Raw genomic sequence first — 16,709 nt, 5'->3', positions numbered from 1 at the left:
CAAGATACCCCGCACAACTGTTAACAAATGGTTTTGCTATTGTTTCTTTTAAGAAACGGTCTGTTTCTTACGTTAAATTTCTCAAATGTGAAAGATAAGTAACAGAAAAATAAAGAATTATTTTGTTTGTTGTTTATTGATTACGTATTGTTCGTCCGCCTGACATAGACGCAGAGAAATGGACTGCTTATAGTGGCTCAAACGCCATGCCTGCCGCTAAGCGGTGTTGTGAGCGAAGTACAATAACTAGAGATACGGATATGAAACAAAAGCAGCTGATTGAAGAATTTAAAACCATCGTGGGGGAAGAAAATGTTCTAACCGACGAGGTTAAAACGAAATATTACCGCTCGGGGTTTCGTTCGGGTAGTGGTAATGCGCTTGCTATCGTGTTTCCTAACACTCTTCTAGAACAATGGAAGATTATTAAACAGTGTGTTGAAGCAAACTGCATCATTATCATGCAGGCGGCTAAAACAGGTTTAACAGAGGGCTCGGCTCCGAGTGGTAATGATTATGATCGCGATGTGGTTGTGGTCAATATTACCAAAATCAAGAAGATTCACTTATTAGATGGTGGTAAGCAGGCGGTTTGCTTGCCTGGTGCGAGCTTACACTCTTTGGAGAAAGAGTTGAAGGCAGTGAACCGAGCACCGCATTCTATCATCGGCTCTTCATCGCTAGGTGCCACTGTGGTCGGTGGTATCGCCAATAACTCAGGCGGTGCGCTAGTTAAGCGTGGTCCTGCTTATACGGAACTGGCGATCTATGCGCAGGTGGATAAGCAAGGCCAGTTACATTTGGTGAACCACCTTGGTATTGAAGGATTAGGTGAAACGCCAGAAGAAATTCTAACAAACCTGCAAGAAGGGAACTTTGACCCAGCGAAGATCATTCATGATGAGCGAATGGCGTCAGACAAAGAATACGATGAACGTGTTCGAGACGTGACTTCTGACATTCCTTCTCGCTTTAATGCCGATGAACGCCGATTATTTGAAGCTAGTGGCTGCGCTGGCAAGTTGGGTGTTTTTGCCGTTCGGGTTGACAGCTACCCAGTACCCGAAAAAGAGCAGGTTTTTTACCTTGGCACCAATGACCCTGCGAAACTAACGAAGTTGCGAAAAGACTTCTTATCTACGTTTGATAACTTGCCTGAGATGGGAGAATACTTGCATCGAGATATCTTCAACATGGCAGAGAAGTACGGCAAGGATGTGTTCTTATCCATCGACTTGTTAGGCACAGATAAGCTGCCAAAAATGTTCGCACTTAAAGCTAAGGTAGAAAACTTCTTAGAGCGCATCCCGTTTGTCAGTAAATATCTGCCAGACACCATTTTGTACTACGCGAGCAAGTTGTTCCCACAACACTTACCAGAGCGAATGCTGGATTTCCGTGACAAGTATGAGCATCACCTGGTATTGAAAATGAGTGATGGTGGTATTGCTGAAGCACAAAAATACCTCAAAGAAGTTTGGGCTGTTGAAGACGACTGTGATTTCTTCGAGTGTACGCCGGAAGAGGGTAAAAAAGCTTATTTACATCGCTTTGCAGCAGCAGGAGCAGCAATTCGTTACGAGACGATTCACCGAAAAGACGTAGAAGACATCGTTGCACTTGATATCGCTTTGCGACGTAATGATGAAGAGTGGCTAGAAACTTTGCCTGAAGAGGTGAGTAAGAACCTTGTTCAAGCGCTCTATTATGGTCACTTTATGTGTTACGTCTTCCATCAAGATTACATTTTCAAAAAAGGGACTGACACGAAGTTGATGAAAAAGCTGATGCTAGAGCACCTCAATAGCCGTGGTGCCAAATACCCAGCAGAACATAACGTGGGTCACTTGTATGAAGCCGAAAACTCGTTGCAGAAGTTTTACCACGAATTAGACCCAACCAATACCTTTAACCCTGGTATTGGTAAAATGGACAAATATAAGCGCAATTGTAACTGCTGTGCGTGATGTGCTGTCTCACCATGATTAATAATCGTTGTTCATCGTTAAAATGATGAGCATAAGATAAGCCCTGATGACACTCGTGACATCAGGGCTTTGTGTTTTGGGTCTTTTATTGATGACTGGTATCGGCTTTGAAACAACGACTAAAGAGCACGTACTGCAGCGGCGGCGATGATGCCTGCTGCGATTGCGGGTAGAGGCTTTTTCACGATGAACATGACAACGGCAGTAGAAAACAGTGCTGCTCTAGCACCGTTATCACCCTCTACTGCTAGCGGAGCTAAAAGGGCAACCAATACGGAGCCTGACATCGCAGTAATGAAACGTTGAACCCGTTCGCTAATTGGAATGAATGACATAACATACACTCCGCCCCAGCGGGTTATGAGCGTGACTAACGCCATAGCGATAATGATAAGCAGTGTGCCACCTAAGGTTGTTTCGATGTTCATGCTTTCTTCTCCTTCCAACAAGCACCCAAGACTCCGCCAGTAATGGCGCCAACCACTACGTGGCTATTCTCTGGCAAATACCAATACGCCAACATAGAAGAGGCTGCTGCTATGGCCCAAATAGCAAAGATTCTTAAGTCTTTCGGCCCGGCCACCACCATAGACAGCAGGAAGCATCCCATAACCATATCGAGCCCTAGGCCCACCGGATCTTTGATTGCGCTACCAAAATAAATGCCGATCCAGGTGCCCACAATCCAAAAAGACCACATCGCTAAGCCGCCACCAACAAGCAAGCCAAAGCCTGGTTCTTTTCTACCAAATGCATTGAGTGCCATTGCCCAGTTAGCGTCTGATGCTACCAGCATTACACCGTAACGTTTTGTTGGTGGGAGTTGTCGTAACCATGGATAAAGTGTAGCTCCCATCAAGAGGTGACGAGCATTAATAGCAAATACAGTAATAAGAACTGGAATGAGAGGGACTTCTGCTCCCCACATTTCTAACGTGGCAAATTGTGAAGCACCGGCGAAGACCAGTGTGCTCATCAACATAGTGGGAAATACATCTAGTCCAGTCTGTACCGCAGCAACACCGAAAGCGAGGCCAAATATGACCACGAACATAGAGAGGGGTAAAAGTTGGGTGAAGCCGTTCCAGACGTCAAGCCGATTAAATTCGTGCAACTCAGTGGAGGAGCGTTGAAGATGTTGAGTATTTTCTGTCATAGAGATACCTAGCTAGCAGGCAAAGGGGCAGTGCCATACGAGTGTGTTTGTTATTCTTTTGTAAACTTCATGTTTAACATCAATTGGAGGGGCTTTCAAACTCTAAGTGCTATATAAAATTGAGCCATCCAAGCGGCTTTAAGAAACAGAGTGTAGAGAGTCGCGCTTGGTAGTGCTAAAGGAGAATAAAACAACAGAAATAGTAAGCTCTGTTTAATTGATAACATCACGAGCTAGTACAGATTAGTAAATAAGAAAGAAAGCGAGCACGAGGCTCGCTTTTTCGCTCTGTTACGAATAACTGAATAGGTTTATTTTACGTAGACACGAGGGTTCGCGCTTCCCCAAACCGTGTATAGTTCAGGGAAGATGACTTCTGCGTGTTTTTCCATCTCAGCAGCTGAAATCGTTTTGCCTTGTTGGGAGCCAAACAAAACAACTTCAGAACCAGGCTCAACATCTTTGATACCTGTAACATCTACCATAGTAGTGTTCATTGAAGCAACGCCCGCAACTTTTGCACGTTGGCCATTGATCAGAACTTCTGCCGTATTCCCCATTTTTCGTGGATAACCATCAGAGTAACCAACAGGAATGTTCGCCATTAAGCTTTCTTTGCTTGTTGTGTAGCTGCTGTCGTAACCGACTGTGCTATTTTTTGGCAGGTGGTGAACGGATGCCACGCGTGTTTTGAAAGACACGATAGAAGGGTACTCAGGGTTAGTTGGTAAGTCTCCGTATAAAACGCCACCAGGACGAACCATATCAAGCTGCGCCTCAGGAACATTAAGCGCGGTGTAAGAGTTTGCTACGTGCAGTAAAATGTTGTCGCGTTTTAGATTCGCTTCTTTAATCAGCCATGCAGAACTGTCTTTGAATGAAGCTAACTTTTGGCGCACGTCGTCTGCATTGTAGTTAGGGAAATGAGTCATGATACCAACAATATTTACGCCAGCTTGTTGAGCGATTTTTAGCGCTTCTTTCTTGCCTGCTTCTGTCGTCATATCAACACCATTACGTCCCATACCACCGTCGTTCAGAGCAAGGTGAACTTTGATTTCTTTACCAGCTTTCTCGGCTAGTTTAGACAGTGCTTTAGCTTGCTCTGCTGTGCCTATCAACTCTTCGACATTTAGGTCGATTACGGCTTCAATCTCGCCAATATCCGCTGAGCGTACACGCATAAGTTGGCCTTTAAAGCCACTGTCGCGAACAGTTTGTGCTTCGGCGTTACTTGCAACGGCAACGCAAGGAATTTGTTGCTCGATAATAGTCGGCATCAGGCCTGCGATACCATTGCCGTATGCGTCGGCTTTCATCACGGCGCAGATTTTCGTTTTGCCATCCATGTGCGATTTAAACTGCTCAATATTATCGCGGAACTGACCTAAGTTTATTTCTAGCCAAGCGTTAGCACCTTGAACTTGCTCTGCTTTTGCTGCTGTATTGCTAATTTGAAGAGGAGCGGCAGTGGCTTGCATTACAGGAACCGCGACTGCAGCAGCGATAGTCAGTGATAGTAAGGTTTTATTTAAGCGCATAAAGTCTCCGTACGCGTTTTTTGTATTGGTTATGTTATTGAGTACTTGGGGAAAGTACCTGACGAAGTAAAACGCTCCAAGTGGTGCTTTGGAGCGTTTATTAAGATAGTGATTTAATATATACCTAAATATACCTCAGTGATGACATTCAATTTAAGCAAATCGGGATTGATTTGATATCTACTAAGGTATCCACTGAGTTTAACTCAGTTTAAAGCGGCTCATTACATCTTTAAGAGAAATGGATAGCTGGCTTAGTTCGCGGCACGCCTGTGCGGTTTGCTCCGAACCTTGCGAGACCTCTTGAGATGCCAAATGTATGTTTTCAATGCTGCGGTTAAGCTCTTCCGCAACAGAGTCTTGCTGGTTACAAGCCGTGGCGATTTGGGTACCCATGTCTGAGATGTCAGAAATCGAATGCTCAATGTCGCTCATCAGCTGTTTTGATTGAATGCCTTGTTCTGCACATTCTGAAATACTGGTTCTAGAAAGTTCAGTGGCTGATTTTGCGTCTTTTGCAAGTGATTGTAGCTGCTCAATGATCGAAGTGATTTCACTCGTTGAATCTTGCGTACGGCCGGCAAGAGTTCGAACTTCGTCTGCAACGACGGCAAAGCCACGACCAGACTCACCAGCACGCGCCGCTTCAATGGCTGCATTAAGTGCAAGTAGGTTGGTTTGATCGGCAATGTCGCGGATAACATCCACGATCACGTTAATTTTATTCGATTGCTGTTCAAGCTCTGCTACGGTATCGCCTGCAGCGCCAATTACGTTTGAAACTTCTTGAATCGCGTCAACCATACCTTGGGTTTCACGAACACCGTGTTGTGTGCGTCGGTTTGCTTCGTTAGCTTGGTTCGCTGAGTCTTCAGTGTTACGAGCAACATCGGCTACGGCCGCTTTCATTTCTGTCATTGCTGTTGCGATGTGCGTAATTTGCAGCTGTTGATCTTTCATACCAGACGCAGAAATATCGGAGATTTGGTTCATCTCTTCGACAGCGCTGCTTAACTGAGTAACTGCAGCAATCACGTTATCGATAACTTGGCGTAAGTCATCTTGCATCTTAGTGGTCGCGTCTGCCAGTTCACCAAGCTCGTCATTGCCGATTGCTTTACGGTCAATGTCACTTGATAGATCACCTGTCGCGATGGCATTTGCTTGCTCAACAACAAGTTTAAGTGGGCCACAAATTAGGCGAGTCAGCACGTATGTCATGCCTACCATGATCAGTAGAATAATCACGTTACTTGCTATTGAAGAATTACTCAATCCATTTACAGAGGACAGGATATGAGTTTTGTTGCTGTCCATAGCTTCTTTAAGGAGACGGATTAGTTCGCCTAACTCTGAGTCAACCGCTTCGAAAGCAGACAAAGAGTTCGCCAAAATAGGGTGGGCCTTGCTTTTGTCGTTAGCTAGCATCGCTTCATTGTACTGGTCCATAGTAACCAAGTACTTTTTCCACTGACGCATAAGACGCTGGTAAGTTTGCTGCTCTTCGCCAGGCCAGATAGTTTCACCGTAAGCGTTGAGCTCTCTAGTGATCTTTTCGCGTTCTCTAATATTGTTAGAAATTTTAGTTTTGACTTGGTCTGCGTCTTCATAAGTGTACGCAGCAAATTGAGCTCGGCGCCAGCGAGACAAGTGATCTCGAATCGAATCGACCCTTTCCATTGCAGGAAGCGTATCGTCGGTATAGTTTAAAAGCTCAGATTTGATGCTTTTGAGCTCTGTAGATAAAAACACGCCAAATGCAATGTTGACGATGGCAATGAGTAAAAACGATAGCGATATCTTTTTCGCTATAGAAAGATTCTTGATAGACATTAGTGATATACCTTGTTTTTCTTATGTTGTGTCGCCAAAGTAAACCACATCCTTATATGTGATATATGTCCATTAAATTACTGCAACTCGTGTAACGTACCATTATTTATTGATATTTTCGATAATGAATTGAGCTTTGTTTGAAAATAAAAAAAGTCAATGATTTTATAAAGGTACGACCACATTCGATATAAAGTTATCGGTAACAAAATATGATGTTCTGTACGCAGTCGTGCCAAGAGCAGGGAATCAAATTGTTACAGATGTTACAGCGGTGAAAAGATCAGCGTTCATAACGTGATAGTCGCGTGTTTACCTCGAAGCAGTTACGGGCACTAGTATGCGTATGACTTAATAGCCAATGAAAGGGAACGGGTGCTTATTGGTCTAATTGAATGCCAAATGTACTAGGCAGATCGCTTTTTAAGCACTTAAATCAAAAAGATAAAATTTATTGTTGACCAGATAAATTAATCCGTTAAAGTACGCCTCGTTCTCACGGCAAAGGTCGCTGAGACAGATGGTGTCTAACCCATCGCATGATTGCGTTGCCCTGGTGGTGGAATTGGTAGACACAAGGGATTTAAAATCCCTCGGCGTTCGCGCTGTGCCGGTTCAAGTCCGGCCCGGGGCACCATCAAAATCTTTGGTGACAGAGATATAAAATCAGAAAGGCGCCTTGGCAGAGTGGCTATGCAGCGGATTGCAAATCCGTGGACCTCGGTTCGACTCCGGGAGGCGCCTCCACTATTTCGAAAGCCAGTCTTAAATGACTGGCTTTTTTCGTTTTTAGTCCGCCTTTTCGTAACCCTCGCGCTTTCCTAAAGCCTCCCATGTTTTGATCACCATTCAATATTTTTAATGCGCTAATCATTGACTTTATAAATGTTAGACAACTCAATAATTGTATAGTGTGATTGGTGATAGTTTCTCTTCGATTGTAATCCGAACTTTTTGTATTACAGGCAGCAACCTAGCTAGCGTCATAGTTAGTATCGCTTGGTGCGTATATGCAGAAAGGAGGATTCTAGTCCTTAACGTGAGAGAAAAATAATGAAAACATTCAACCTTAAACCTACACTTTTACCCTTAACTTTGCTGCTCAGTTCGCCTGTAATGGCGGCACAAAATGGCACCATGATGCAGTATTTCCATTGGTATGTGCCAAATGACGGTGCGCTCTGGACACAAGTTGAAAACAACGCTTCGGCACTATCTGGCAACGGCTTTACTGCGTTATGGTTACCGCCCGCCTATAAAGGTGCTGGTGGTAGCAACGACGTCGGTTATGGCGTTTATGATATGTATGATTTGGGAGAGTTTGATCAAAAAGGTTCGGTGCGCACCAAGTATGGCACCAAAGATCAGTACCTAAGCGCCATCAATACTGCCCATAAAAACAATATCCAGATTTATGGCGATGTGGTGTTCAACCATCGCGGCGGTGCGGATGGTAAATCCTGGGTCGACACCAAGCGAGTCGATTGGAACAACCGAAATATTGAACTTGGTGATAAATGGATTGAAGCGTGGGTAGAGTTTGATTTCCCTGGGCGCAACGATAAGTACTCAAACTTTCATTGGACGTGGTACCACTTTGATGGCGTGGACTGGGACGATGCTGGCGAAGAAAAAGCTATCTTCAAATTCAAAGGTGAGGGTAAGGCATGGGATTGGGAAGTGAGCTCGGAAAAAGGCAACTACGATTACCTTATGTACGCTGATCTAGACATGGATCACCCTGAAGTTAAGAAAGAACTTAAAGACTGGGGTGAGTGGTATATCAACATGACTGGTGTTGATGGGTTTAGAATGGACGCGGTGAAGCACATCAAATATCAATACCTGCAAGAATGGATTGATCACCTACGTTGGAAAACAGGGAAAGAACTATTCACGGTCGGAGAGTACTGGAACTACGATGTGAATCAGCTGCATAACTTTATCACCAAAACCTCTGGCAGCATGTCTTTGTTTGATGCACCGTTACATATGAACTTTTATAATGCGTCTAAATCGGGTGGTAGCTACGATATGCGTCAAATCATGGATGGTACGCTGATGAAGGACAATCCAGTCAAAGCGGTTACCTTAGTAGAAAACCATGACACTCAGCCTTTGCAGGCGTTGGAATCAACCGTTGATTGGTGGTTCAAGCCGCTCGCTTACGCGTTTATCTTATTGCGTGAAGAAGGTTATCCATCCGTGTTTTATGCAGATTACTACGGCGCGCAGTACAGTGATAAAGGGCATGACATCAATATGGTCAAAGTGCCTTACATTAAAGAGCTAGTAACACTGCGTAAAGATTATGCCTATGGCAAACAACATTCTTATCTCGACCACTGGGACGTAATTGGTTGGACTCGAGAAGGTGATGCAAATCATCCACATTCAATGGCCGTGATCATGAGTGATGGACCTGGTGGCTCGAAGTGGATGTATACGGGTAAACCAAGTGCTCGCTACGTAGACAAGTTGGGTATCCGAACTGAAGAAGTTTGGACTGATGCGAATGGTTGGGCTGAGTTCCCAGTAAACGGCGGATCTGTCTCGGTTTGGGTTGGCGTTGAATAATCCATTCCTGTGATTTTGATACAGAGTAGGCAATTCTTGATAAAACTTTTCAATGAATCAATGTGTTATTTGATATTCATTCAACAAATGAGTAACTTATATTTGAGCATAATCTAGAGGAAGATAAAGAATGGAATCTATTGCTGATGTATTGGTTGTGGCTATTGTGTTCGGTGCCATATTTGGGGGCGGGATAATAAAGTTAATCTTGAACCATCGTAAAGAAGTAAGAGCGTTGGAGATATCTGAACGTAATACGATGAGCCGAGAAGAACAAGATAACCTTAACAAGCAAATTGGTGACTTGAAGCGACGTGTTGAAGTGTTAGAGCGAATTGTCACAGATAACAAATATCAACTTGAAAAAGAAATTGCCTCTCTGTAGATCACCACTTAATCGTAAAGCCGGCGAAGTCCGGCTTTTTCGTGTCTGTACGTCATACCTTTCGGATGTTTAACTCAGCGTTCATCAAAAAAGTCTTTGTCGCGAATGTATTTACTCATAAAGTGATAAGAGAACGGTCGCATTAGCCAACTAAATAAGGAGCGCCCAAGCCGTATGAGCGTTGGGGTGTTCTCGTATATTCTCCCGTTATATAACCATAGCATTTTGCCTACATGCCAATACAAAAAAGGTACGGGCGGCATAAAGGTCACGATGTCGATGTCGCAACAAATCCTGTATGTTTTGTGCCCCAAACGGTAGCGTTTCTTAAACGTCCAATCCCCGACAGCGGGCTGTCCGAAAGTGACCACGCGTTTAATGCTTTTTGGGTATTTTTTCTCAATATAGTCAGCAAAAACACTGCCAATCGCGCCACCTGAAGAGTGGCCAGTAATAGTGATTCTTTTCCCCCTGAGAATAAGTGGTACAACGATACCTTCGAGGCGTTCGATCACGGTCAACCCTAACCGATCTTCATTTCGGCTCGGTAAACTTTCTTGGAACAACAGATGATAGAAACCCGCGTGAATGCGATAGTTTAGTCCCAACCTTCGACAGCTTCTCGTCCACATCGCGAAGTTCAACAACCAATCACTGATACTGTGTGAGCCTTTAATCACTACGACCACTTCACTCTGTTTTTTACTCCAGAGCACGCGAATCATAATCTTACCGTGTTCATTTCTAATGACTCGTTGCCCATTAGGATCGAACCCGTATTGAGTTTGCCTGAAGACGCGAGGGTAGGCGAGATTACAAAGCACCGCATAGCGCTCGTATTGGTATCGTTTTAATGGTTTCACGTTAACTTTCTTAGTGGAGCCTAACGTTTGACTGTAATTAATGAATATTAAAAATACGTGAACCTTGATTTAGGGTCGGTAGAGATTCTGTGTATTGGTATCGCGAATGAAAGACTCAAACTGGCTTAAATGCGTCAAGATGGTTTGGCGAGAGAGTGCATGATGTTCGCTAAGCACGTTAATTAGCTTTTTCAAAGCCTTACGATCTTGTTTATCAAGATTTGCTGTTTCTTTGAGTTGTGCGAAAAATTCAATTTGACTTGAAGTGTCGTTAAAGTCACCGAGCTTGTCTTGCAATAGTTTTAGTTGTTTCACGTTGTTTTTGTGCTGTTGGGAAGGATAGAGCGTGGAAAATCCTTCTAACAGATAACGCAGCGCTTTGCACTTTATCCGCATCGAATGAATCACGCTGTCACGACTTTTGTCCGAGATCTTGCGTCGTGCTTTATCAACTTTTTTAAATTGATCGGAGATTTTTTGGCTTGCGAAGAGTAACGCAGGTACGTTGCTATCCACTCGTTCGTGTTGCGTACTTCGCAGCAGACTATTCCTGACCAAAGTGCAGTGCGTTGTGTATTCTTTTGTAGCTAGCCAACGCGTAACTCTTGCCTGTTCGTAAGCACGTTCGGCTTCGATAAAGCCAAAAAGCTGCTCAAGAGACGATTTGTGATTTGGGAGCATTTCAATGTATTGGTTTTTGTCCAAGATAAATACGTCCAAATCACGCAGCTTATTTGTTTTCTTCATCATTATTCTTAAATGAGGTTTCAAAATACGCTGTTCAAAAGGAGGGATCAGTTCGCGAAGTAGTGAGCATAGTGAGCGTATGCGCCTTAGTGTGACGCGATACTGGTGTGTATATTCAGGGTCCAAGTCATGGACGATCCCCTGTTCCAGAGAGCGTGCATAATCAAATTCAGTAAGTAAGAAGTGGGACACTACGAAGTCGAGTTCGGAATCAGTATGTAGCGGTAATTGAAATGATGACTTTCGAAACATGATGAGCGCTTATTTGTCCCCTGCAGTACGAGTTAAGTTTATACCCATACTGCCAATTTGTGTGACTTGTCGATTCCTCATTGACATGAAGTGATGAAGCAAAGTAAACGAGAGCAAAGCATGCTGATGTTCTTGTGAGCAAAATGATCGCCCTTTGTTCGTTTGAGTTGGCTTTTTAACCATTTGAATAAAAGAGACTAATTTTTTGTTGACCAGATAAATTAATCCGTTAAAGTACGCCTCGTTCTCACGGCAAAGGCCGCAGAGACAGATGGTGTCTAACCCATCGCATGATTGCGTTGCCCTGGTGGTGGAATTGGTAGACACAAGGGATTTAAAATCCCTCGGCGTTCGCGCTGTGCCGGTTCAAGTCCGGCCCGGGGCACCATCAAAATCTTTGGTGACAGAGATATAAAATCAGAAAGGCGCCTTGGCAGAGTGGCTATGCAGCGGATTGCAAATCCGTGGACCTCGGTTCGACTCCGGGAGGCGCCTCCATTCTTTTACTTGTCCATGAGTTCCGATAGTAACCTGTAGGATCTCAACTTCTCAGATTGTTCAAACACCATCGTGTTTACCATAATTTCATCTGCCCCAGTGCGTTCCAAAAGTTTCTCAATTTTCTGTCTTACATATGTTTGATCACCATGGATAGATTCACGTAATTGAGTTTCAACGTGAAGCTTTTCCTGTGCTGACCATAGTGGTGCCATACTTTTCACTGGTGCGCGAAGTTTTTCGCGATTGCCGCGAATCATTTTTAAGAATTTTTGCTTCTCTGTTGTCGCGAGAAAATCTGCATGTGACTGAGTATCCGCTACGATAACGTTGGCACAAATCATCACATAGGGTTGAGCTAAATGCTCGGATGGGACAAACTCATCTCGATAAAAGTTTAGAGCACGAGACATTGCATCTGGAGCAAAGTGTGCAGCAAATGCGAAAGGTAAGCCTCTCTTAGCTGCTAAACGTGCGCTGTATGTACTCGACCCCAGAAGCCAAATCGGCAGAGATGTGTTGTTACCTGGATAAGCCGCGACTGGTTGATTTCGAGATACGGGACCAAGAAAGAAATTAAGTTCCTCCAACAGCTCTTCAAAGTCAGGATCCATATGCTCTGGTTCCCGCCTTAATGCATGCATTGTTTGGTAGTCGGTGCCTGGTGCGCGTCCTAATCCGAGGTCAATACGACCAGGGTATAATGCCTCTAACGTTCCGAATTGCTCTGCAATAACTAGTGGTGCATGGTTAGGTAACATGATTCCACCAGATCCTAAACGGATCGAGTTCGTGTGCGCTCCAATATGACTGAGTAATACACTGGTTGCGGCACTGGCGATGTCGGGCATGTTATGGTGTTCAGCCATCCAAAACCGATGATAGCCCCAGGACTCGATTGATTGAGCTAATTCAACGGAGCGCTCGAACGTTTCGGTGAAGTTTGTTCCGTCGGACACGGGTGCCAAATCCAGAACAGATAAACGAGGAAAAGACATAGGATAGTTATAGCCTGTTAATGAATCTTAACTATCATATGGTGGTGAAAGTTGACGTTTAAAAGGGGAGGATTAACCATTCACAATGGATTATTTTTCTTCAATGCCTGGAGAGCGTTTAGCTTACGAGTTTAGCTTTTGCTATGTGATAAAAGCGGCTTTATTACTGTAAGTGGCCACAGTGGTCGATGTCGTTGAATATTCGCATGTAGAACGTTTCCACAGCTACTTTAGATTAAAACATAGGCCTCTTTAACAGCGAACTGCTGTTGTCGACAATAGTGAACGAGCTAGCTTTAGAACGTTTTGACTGATACATAGACTTGTCTGCCGCTGTTAATAATTCATGTACATTCGACCCATGCTCAGGATAGAGTGCAATACCAATGCTAGCTCCGACGCATAACTCTTTACCTTTAAAATGAATTACTTTTTCTATTTCTTGGATATAGCGTAGTGCACATGCAGACAGAGACGTACCTGTTGTGTGTGAACGATGAATAATAATAAATTCATCTCCACCAAAGCGGCCTACCATGTCTGATTCGTCGATAATACTTGATAATCTACTAGCTACAGATTTTAACACTGCATCACCTGCCTCATGGCCATGGCTATCGTTAATATCCTTAAATAAATTTAAATCTATAAAAAACAAACTAAAACTATTCTCACTGCCTCTGAAATTACGCGTAAGCTGGATCAAATGTTTTTCTATTGCTCGACGATTGTAGATATTAGTTAAGGAGTCGTGCTCAGACAAAAATACCAAACTTTCTTTTTGACGATTTAGAACTGAAGTTTGATTCTCTACTTCTTCTTTAAGTTTTGATTTTGATATTGTTGTGTGGTTTAACAATGCCGCCATTTTATTGAAGTAACAAGACAGATTTTCAAATTCCGTGAATTGATTTTCTGAAGGGATTTTATAGTCAAAATTTGACCTGCTTAATTGTTTTATTCCATTTATAAACCTTTGAAAGCTTCTCTTGAACTTTATTTTTATATAAAAGCATAATAGCATAACAACCAGAGAGATAAAAATAATACCTGCTTGAGTGTAATAATTTAAATTTTGTAGTTTTGTAGACTTATTATTAAGTATTTTTTTATAAATATATATTATTTCATTATTCATATCCTGGGATACAATGTTTATTCTGGATTGTATGACAGGATTTGATTTATTATAATTTACGACTGAATCATAATGGCGATCTTTGTCTAGTAAATGATTATTTTCGTATTGAACTAAAAAATACAGTTCGAGATTCATTTTTTTTAGGTCTTTAGTAAGGTATAAAACATCTTCATTTTGAGATAATAATTCGTTTAATTTGTTATGAGAAATCATGAATTGTGTGAAATTGTTTTTTCCCCTATTTTGAGTGTAAGCCCAAAGATAACTACTTAATGACTCTAATGATATTTGTATGTCCATTATTTGGTTTAATTGTTTCTTGGCTTTATAATCTTCTATTTTTATGAAGCTTATGTATACTATAACGCTGATACATAGTATTACGCTTAGACTGAATAGTGATGCTAAATAGTGGTTTAACGAACGATGCATTTTAATCTAGACCATCAAAATATGAATTGATATAGTTTTCTTTAAATATTTTTCTGTAATTTGGAATCTGTCCTTCTACATAGTTTTGTTTTAATGCCCAATTAGCTTCTGATTGTAATGTAAATAATAAAGAATTCGTTAAATTTAATCGAAAGTTATAATCATCCCAACTCCAAGATATTTCTTCAACTGTTGTGTTAAGTTTTTGTGATAGTATTTTCATTGTTAAATGAGGGTTTTTATCCATCCAGTTAATTGAGTGATGAAGTGACTTTATTATTTTCATTACTTCTTGATCTGATTTTTCAATGTGTATTTCTTTTGATACAAGCAAAAAGTAAAGTTTATACACGCCAATAATTCCTATGTTCTTTACTTCTTCATTTATTCTATTCTTGGCCATAAATCCGTATGGCTCCCAAGTAGATATTGCATCGACGTTTCCTTGCATTAAATGATTTATAATAACCTGCGTTGTTGATGATATTTTTTCTACTTTTTCTAAATCAATGTCATTTACCTGTAGCAACAAGTCTAAGTAATATTCGCTAGCGCTCTTTTTTATTACACCAACCTTTTTTCCTGGTAATTTATCTATACTTTCTATGCCAGACCGCTTTTTAGTTAGCAGCTTAATATCATTCGTAGAAGATGCAAAAGAAGTGATTAATGCTAAATCTTTGTATTCAAAGCTTTTAAACATCAGTACGCTTTCAGAAAAAGTGGCGTAATTAACATGGTTTTCTAGAAGTAGGTTTGAACATTCGACCCCTCCAAAGCACATGATAAGTTCGACGTTTAAATCGTTTTCTTCAAACGCACCTATGTGCTCTGCAATGATAAAAGGGGCTGACAGAGGCGTCTTAGATATACCGATTGTTGTAGGTTTGTGGATAGCATTTGATACCGTTGTTAACTTTAAATAAGCAACTACTAATGCAGAAAGAACTAAAATTATGATAACTGTAGAAATCTGTTTTGTATCCATCAAAAACAACTCCCTTCATAATAGTAGTAATTAATCTATCAGTTAAATGAGTGTAGTTGCTTATTGGGTTGATGCTAGGAGAGGAGGGGATTTATTTGTATCGTGCCAAATTTATGAGTACCTAGGGGTAATTTCGGTAACTGGCTTAGATATAAAGAATTTATCTTTAGTTAGTTCAAGTTGTAGCAAATGACTGATTTCATAACATGATGATTTATGGAGAGATATCAACTTTTTAAGTTGAAAAATTGTACTCCATTTTTGCCATTTTTCTTTATCTCATACATTGCGTGATCGGCTTTTTGATACACTTCATTAAACGGTTGCTTTCCTTTGTTAAAGAGACAAACACCGATACTCATTCCTATAGTTACTTTATGTAAGTCTTGATTTATCGCTGGAATGATTGAGTCTAAGAGTTGATTGCAAAGTTGGGATATTTCCTCTCGACTTGAATGCCAGTTTAAGATAACAAATTCATCGCCTCCTATGCGTCCAACTTGAGACTTGCTTGACGCAAGCTCTGTTAAGCTATTGGCTATATTAATGAGGAGAGTATCACCAGTATGATGACCTAGCTGGTCGTTAACTGCTTTAAAATTATCTATATCAACAAACACTAAGGCAGACTGCTGAGACGGCTTGGTTTGAGGTTGATGATTAAAGTTTTCCTCAATTGCTTTTCTATTTAACAGTCCGGTCAATGGATCACTCGAAGCTAACTTAGCCAGTTGCTGCTCATATCGCTTTTCTTTTGTAATATCGATATGAGTGCCCATCATGCGCAGTGGTTCGCCATCAGAACCATACTCGACGATGCGCCCTCGATCGTAGACCCAACTATCACTGCCGTCTTTATGAATCATGCGATGCACTACCTCATAAAGGTCGGTTTTGCCAGCTAGGTGATCTTCAAATGCACCCACCGCAAGATCATAATCTTCAGGGTGGAGATTGTTTTTCCACGTTTCAACCGTCGCGGTTAACTCATGGGGCTGATAACCTAGCATTTTGCCCCACTGCATATTGAATATCGTCAAAGTACCTGAAGGAATATGCTGCTCCCACAAACACAGTCCATTACTGTCGAGTGCAGCATTCAACTTTTCTTGTAGTCGCGCATTCTTCCGCTTCAGCTCTTCATTTTCTTTTTCTAAGCAGGCAATTCGAGTTAGATATTCTTCCATTTTGCGCATAATTTACGTCGTTTTCGGAGCGACAATATACGAAAAATACTTTGCAATTTCTATGATTGAGCTTGGAGATATAAGTATTGAATATGCGGTAAATAATAAAGAATCGGTGATGTT

At 41.9% G+C, this 16,709-nt stretch carries 13 protein-coding genes and 4 tRNA genes; 7 read left to right on the top strand and 10 right to left on the bottom strand.

Annotated elements, in window-relative coordinates:
* The first annotated feature begins 260 nt into the window (after positions 1–260).
* Positions 261–1,967 (top strand): D-lactate dehydrogenase, encoded by a 1,707-nt coding sequence (dld, locus tag R7044_RS14870; RefSeq protein ID WP_053303669.1) that lies wholly within the window; start codon positions 261–263, stop codon positions 1,965–1,967.
* A 140-nt stretch (positions 1,968–2,107) separates the two neighbouring features.
* Here dld and R7044_RS14865 read toward each other — a convergent pair whose 3' ends face one another.
* The 4 genes from R7044_RS14865 to R7044_RS14850 form a co-directional block, all read right to left on the bottom strand.
* Positions 2,108–2,416 (bottom strand): AzlD family protein, encoded by a 309-nt coding sequence (locus tag R7044_RS14865; protein WP_017820198.1) that lies wholly within the window; start codon positions 2,414–2,416, stop codon positions 2,108–2,110.
* The gene (locus R7044_RS14860; protein ID WP_017820197.1) at positions 2,413–3,144 is read right to left on the bottom strand and encodes an AzlC family ABC transporter permease; all 732 of its coding nucleotides are present in this window, start codon (positions 3,142–3,144) and stop codon (positions 2,413–2,415) included. The genes R7044_RS14865 and R7044_RS14860 overlap by 4 nt, the downstream gene beginning before the upstream one ends.
* Positions 3,145–3,455: 311 nt before the next feature.
* Positions 3,456–4,685, bottom strand: a complete 1,230-nt coding sequence (gene alr, locus R7044_RS14855; RefSeq protein ID WP_225455652.1) for an alanine racemase — start codon at positions 4,683–4,685, stop codon at positions 3,456–3,458.
* 201 nt (positions 4,686–4,886) lie between these two features.
* Positions 4,887–6,518 (bottom strand): methyl-accepting chemotaxis protein, encoded by a 1,632-nt coding sequence (locus R7044_RS14850; RefSeq protein WP_005375988.1) that lies wholly within the window; start codon positions 6,516–6,518, stop codon positions 4,887–4,889.
* Between the two features lie 550 nt (positions 6,519–7,068).
* On the opposite strand from R7044_RS14850, the gene R7044_RS14845 reads away from it, so the two are divergent.
* The 4 genes from R7044_RS14845 (at position 7,069) to R7044_RS14830 (ending at position 9,480) form a co-directional block, all read left to right on the top strand.
* A tRNA-Leu gene (locus tag R7044_RS14845) sits at positions 7,069–7,155 on the top strand.
* A gap of 36 nt (positions 7,156–7,191) precedes the next feature.
* A tRNA-Cys gene (locus tag R7044_RS14840) sits at positions 7,192–7,265 on the top strand.
* 306 nt (positions 7,266–7,571) lie between these two features.
* Positions 7,572–9,095 (top strand): alpha-amylase, encoded by a 1,524-nt coding sequence (amyS, locus tag R7044_RS14835; protein WP_115386660.1) that lies wholly within the window; start codon positions 7,572–7,574, stop codon positions 9,093–9,095.
* A gap of 130 nt (positions 9,096–9,225) precedes the next feature.
* Complete coding sequence (locus tag R7044_RS14830; RefSeq protein ID WP_005375990.1) at positions 9,226–9,480, top strand: hypothetical protein; 255 nt, start codon at positions 9,226–9,228, stop codon at positions 9,478–9,480.
* 74 nt (positions 9,481–9,554) lie between these two features.
* Here the strand turns inward: R7044_RS14830 and R7044_RS14825 are convergent, their stop codons facing one another.
* The gene (locus R7044_RS14825; protein ID WP_005375991.1) at positions 9,555–10,343 is read right to left on the bottom strand and encodes a lipase family protein; all 789 of its coding nucleotides are present in this window, start codon (positions 10,341–10,343) and stop codon (positions 9,555–9,557) included.
* A gap of 69 nt (positions 10,344–10,412) precedes the next feature.
* Positions 10,413–11,342 carry a CHAD domain-containing protein gene (locus R7044_RS14820; protein ID WP_064376958.1) on the bottom strand — a complete coding sequence of 310 codons (930 nt, stop codon included), beginning with the start codon at positions 11,340–11,342 and terminating at the stop codon, positions 10,413–10,415.
* A gap of 301 nt (positions 11,343–11,643) precedes the next feature.
* Here R7044_RS14820 and R7044_RS14815 point away from each other — a divergent pair.
* Both R7044_RS14815 and R7044_RS14810 read left to right on the top strand, forming a co-directional pair.
* Positions 11,644–11,730 (top strand) — tRNA-Leu (locus R7044_RS14815).
* A gap of 36 nt (positions 11,731–11,766) precedes the next feature.
* Positions 11,767–11,840 (top strand) — tRNA-Cys (locus R7044_RS14810).
* A gap of 5 nt (positions 11,841–11,845) precedes the next feature.
* Here R7044_RS14810 and R7044_RS14805 read toward each other — a convergent pair.
* The 4 genes from R7044_RS14805 to R7044_RS14790 all read right to left on the bottom strand — a co-directional run bounded on the left by R7044_RS14805 (position 11,846) and on the right by R7044_RS14790 (position 16,586).
* Positions 11,846–12,838, bottom strand: coding sequence for an LLM class flavin-dependent oxidoreductase (locus tag R7044_RS14805; RefSeq protein ID WP_005376038.1), 993 nt, complete (start codon positions 12,836–12,838; stop codon positions 11,846–11,848).
* Between the two features lie 235 nt (positions 12,839–13,073).
* A complete protein-coding gene (locus R7044_RS14800; RefSeq protein ID WP_225455651.1) occupies positions 13,074–14,114 on the bottom strand; it encodes a GGDEF domain-containing protein in 1,041 nt (346 codons plus the stop codon).
* A gap of 298 nt (positions 14,115–14,412) precedes the next feature.
* Positions 14,413–15,399, bottom strand: coding sequence for an ABC transporter substrate-binding protein (locus R7044_RS14795; protein WP_005376042.1), 987 nt, complete (start codon positions 15,397–15,399; stop codon positions 14,413–14,415).
* A 227-nt stretch (positions 15,400–15,626) separates the two neighbouring features.
* Positions 15,627–16,586 (bottom strand): GGDEF domain-containing protein, encoded by a 960-nt coding sequence (locus R7044_RS14790; protein ID WP_064376974.1) that lies wholly within the window; start codon positions 16,584–16,586, stop codon positions 15,627–15,629.
* Between the last annotated feature and the right edge of the window lie 123 nt (positions 16,587–16,709).

Source organism: Vibrio sp. 1402 (assembly GCF_033340275.1).
The sequence above is the reverse complement of the archived record's forward strand: the minus strand, read 5'-3'. Positions and strand labels throughout refer to the sequence as shown.

What these genes read in the sequence shown, in the direction of transcription:
- R7044_RS14790 (WP_064376974.1), bottom strand. Translation starts at nt 16,586, where the DNA reads ATGGAAGAATATCTAACTCGAATTGCCTGCTTAGAAAAAGAAAATGAA.
- R7044_RS14850 (WP_005375988.1), bottom strand. Translation starts at nt 6,518, where the DNA reads ATGTCTATCAAGAATCTTTCTATAGCGAAAAAGATATCGCTATCGTTT.
- amyS (WP_115386660.1), top strand. Translation starts at nt 7,572, where the DNA reads ATGAAAACATTCAACCTTAAACCTACACTTTTACCCTTAACTTTGCTG.
- R7044_RS14795 (WP_005376042.1), bottom strand. Translation starts at nt 15,399, where the DNA reads ATGGATACAAAACAGATTTCTACAGTTATCATAATTTTAGTTCTTTCT.
- R7044_RS14830 (WP_005375990.1), top strand. Translation starts at nt 9,226, where the DNA reads ATGGAATCTATTGCTGATGTATTGGTTGTGGCTATTGTGTTCGGTGCC.
- dld (WP_053303669.1), top strand. Translation starts at nt 261, where the DNA reads ATGAAACAAAAGCAGCTGATTGAAGAATTTAAAACCATCGTGGGGGAA.
- R7044_RS14860 (WP_017820197.1), bottom strand. Translation starts at nt 3,144, where the DNA reads ATGACAGAAAATACTCAACATCTTCAACGCTCCTCCACTGAGTTGCAC.
- R7044_RS14820 (WP_064376958.1), bottom strand. Translation starts at nt 11,342, where the DNA reads ATGTTTCGAAAGTCATCATTTCAATTACCGCTACATACTGATTCCGAA.
- R7044_RS14805 (WP_005376038.1), bottom strand. Translation starts at nt 12,838, where the DNA reads ATGTCTTTTCCTCGTTTATCTGTTCTGGATTTGGCACCCGTGTCCGAC.
- alr (WP_225455652.1), bottom strand. Translation starts at nt 4,685, where the DNA reads ATGCGCTTAAATAAAACCTTACTATCACTGACTATCGCTGCTGCAGTC.
- R7044_RS14865 (WP_017820198.1), bottom strand. Translation starts at nt 2,416, where the DNA reads ATGAACATCGAAACAACCTTAGGTGGCACACTGCTTATCATTATCGCT.
- R7044_RS14800 (WP_225455651.1), bottom strand. Translation starts at nt 14,114, where the DNA reads ATGAATCTCGAACTGTATTTTTTAGTTCAATACGAAAATAATCATTTA.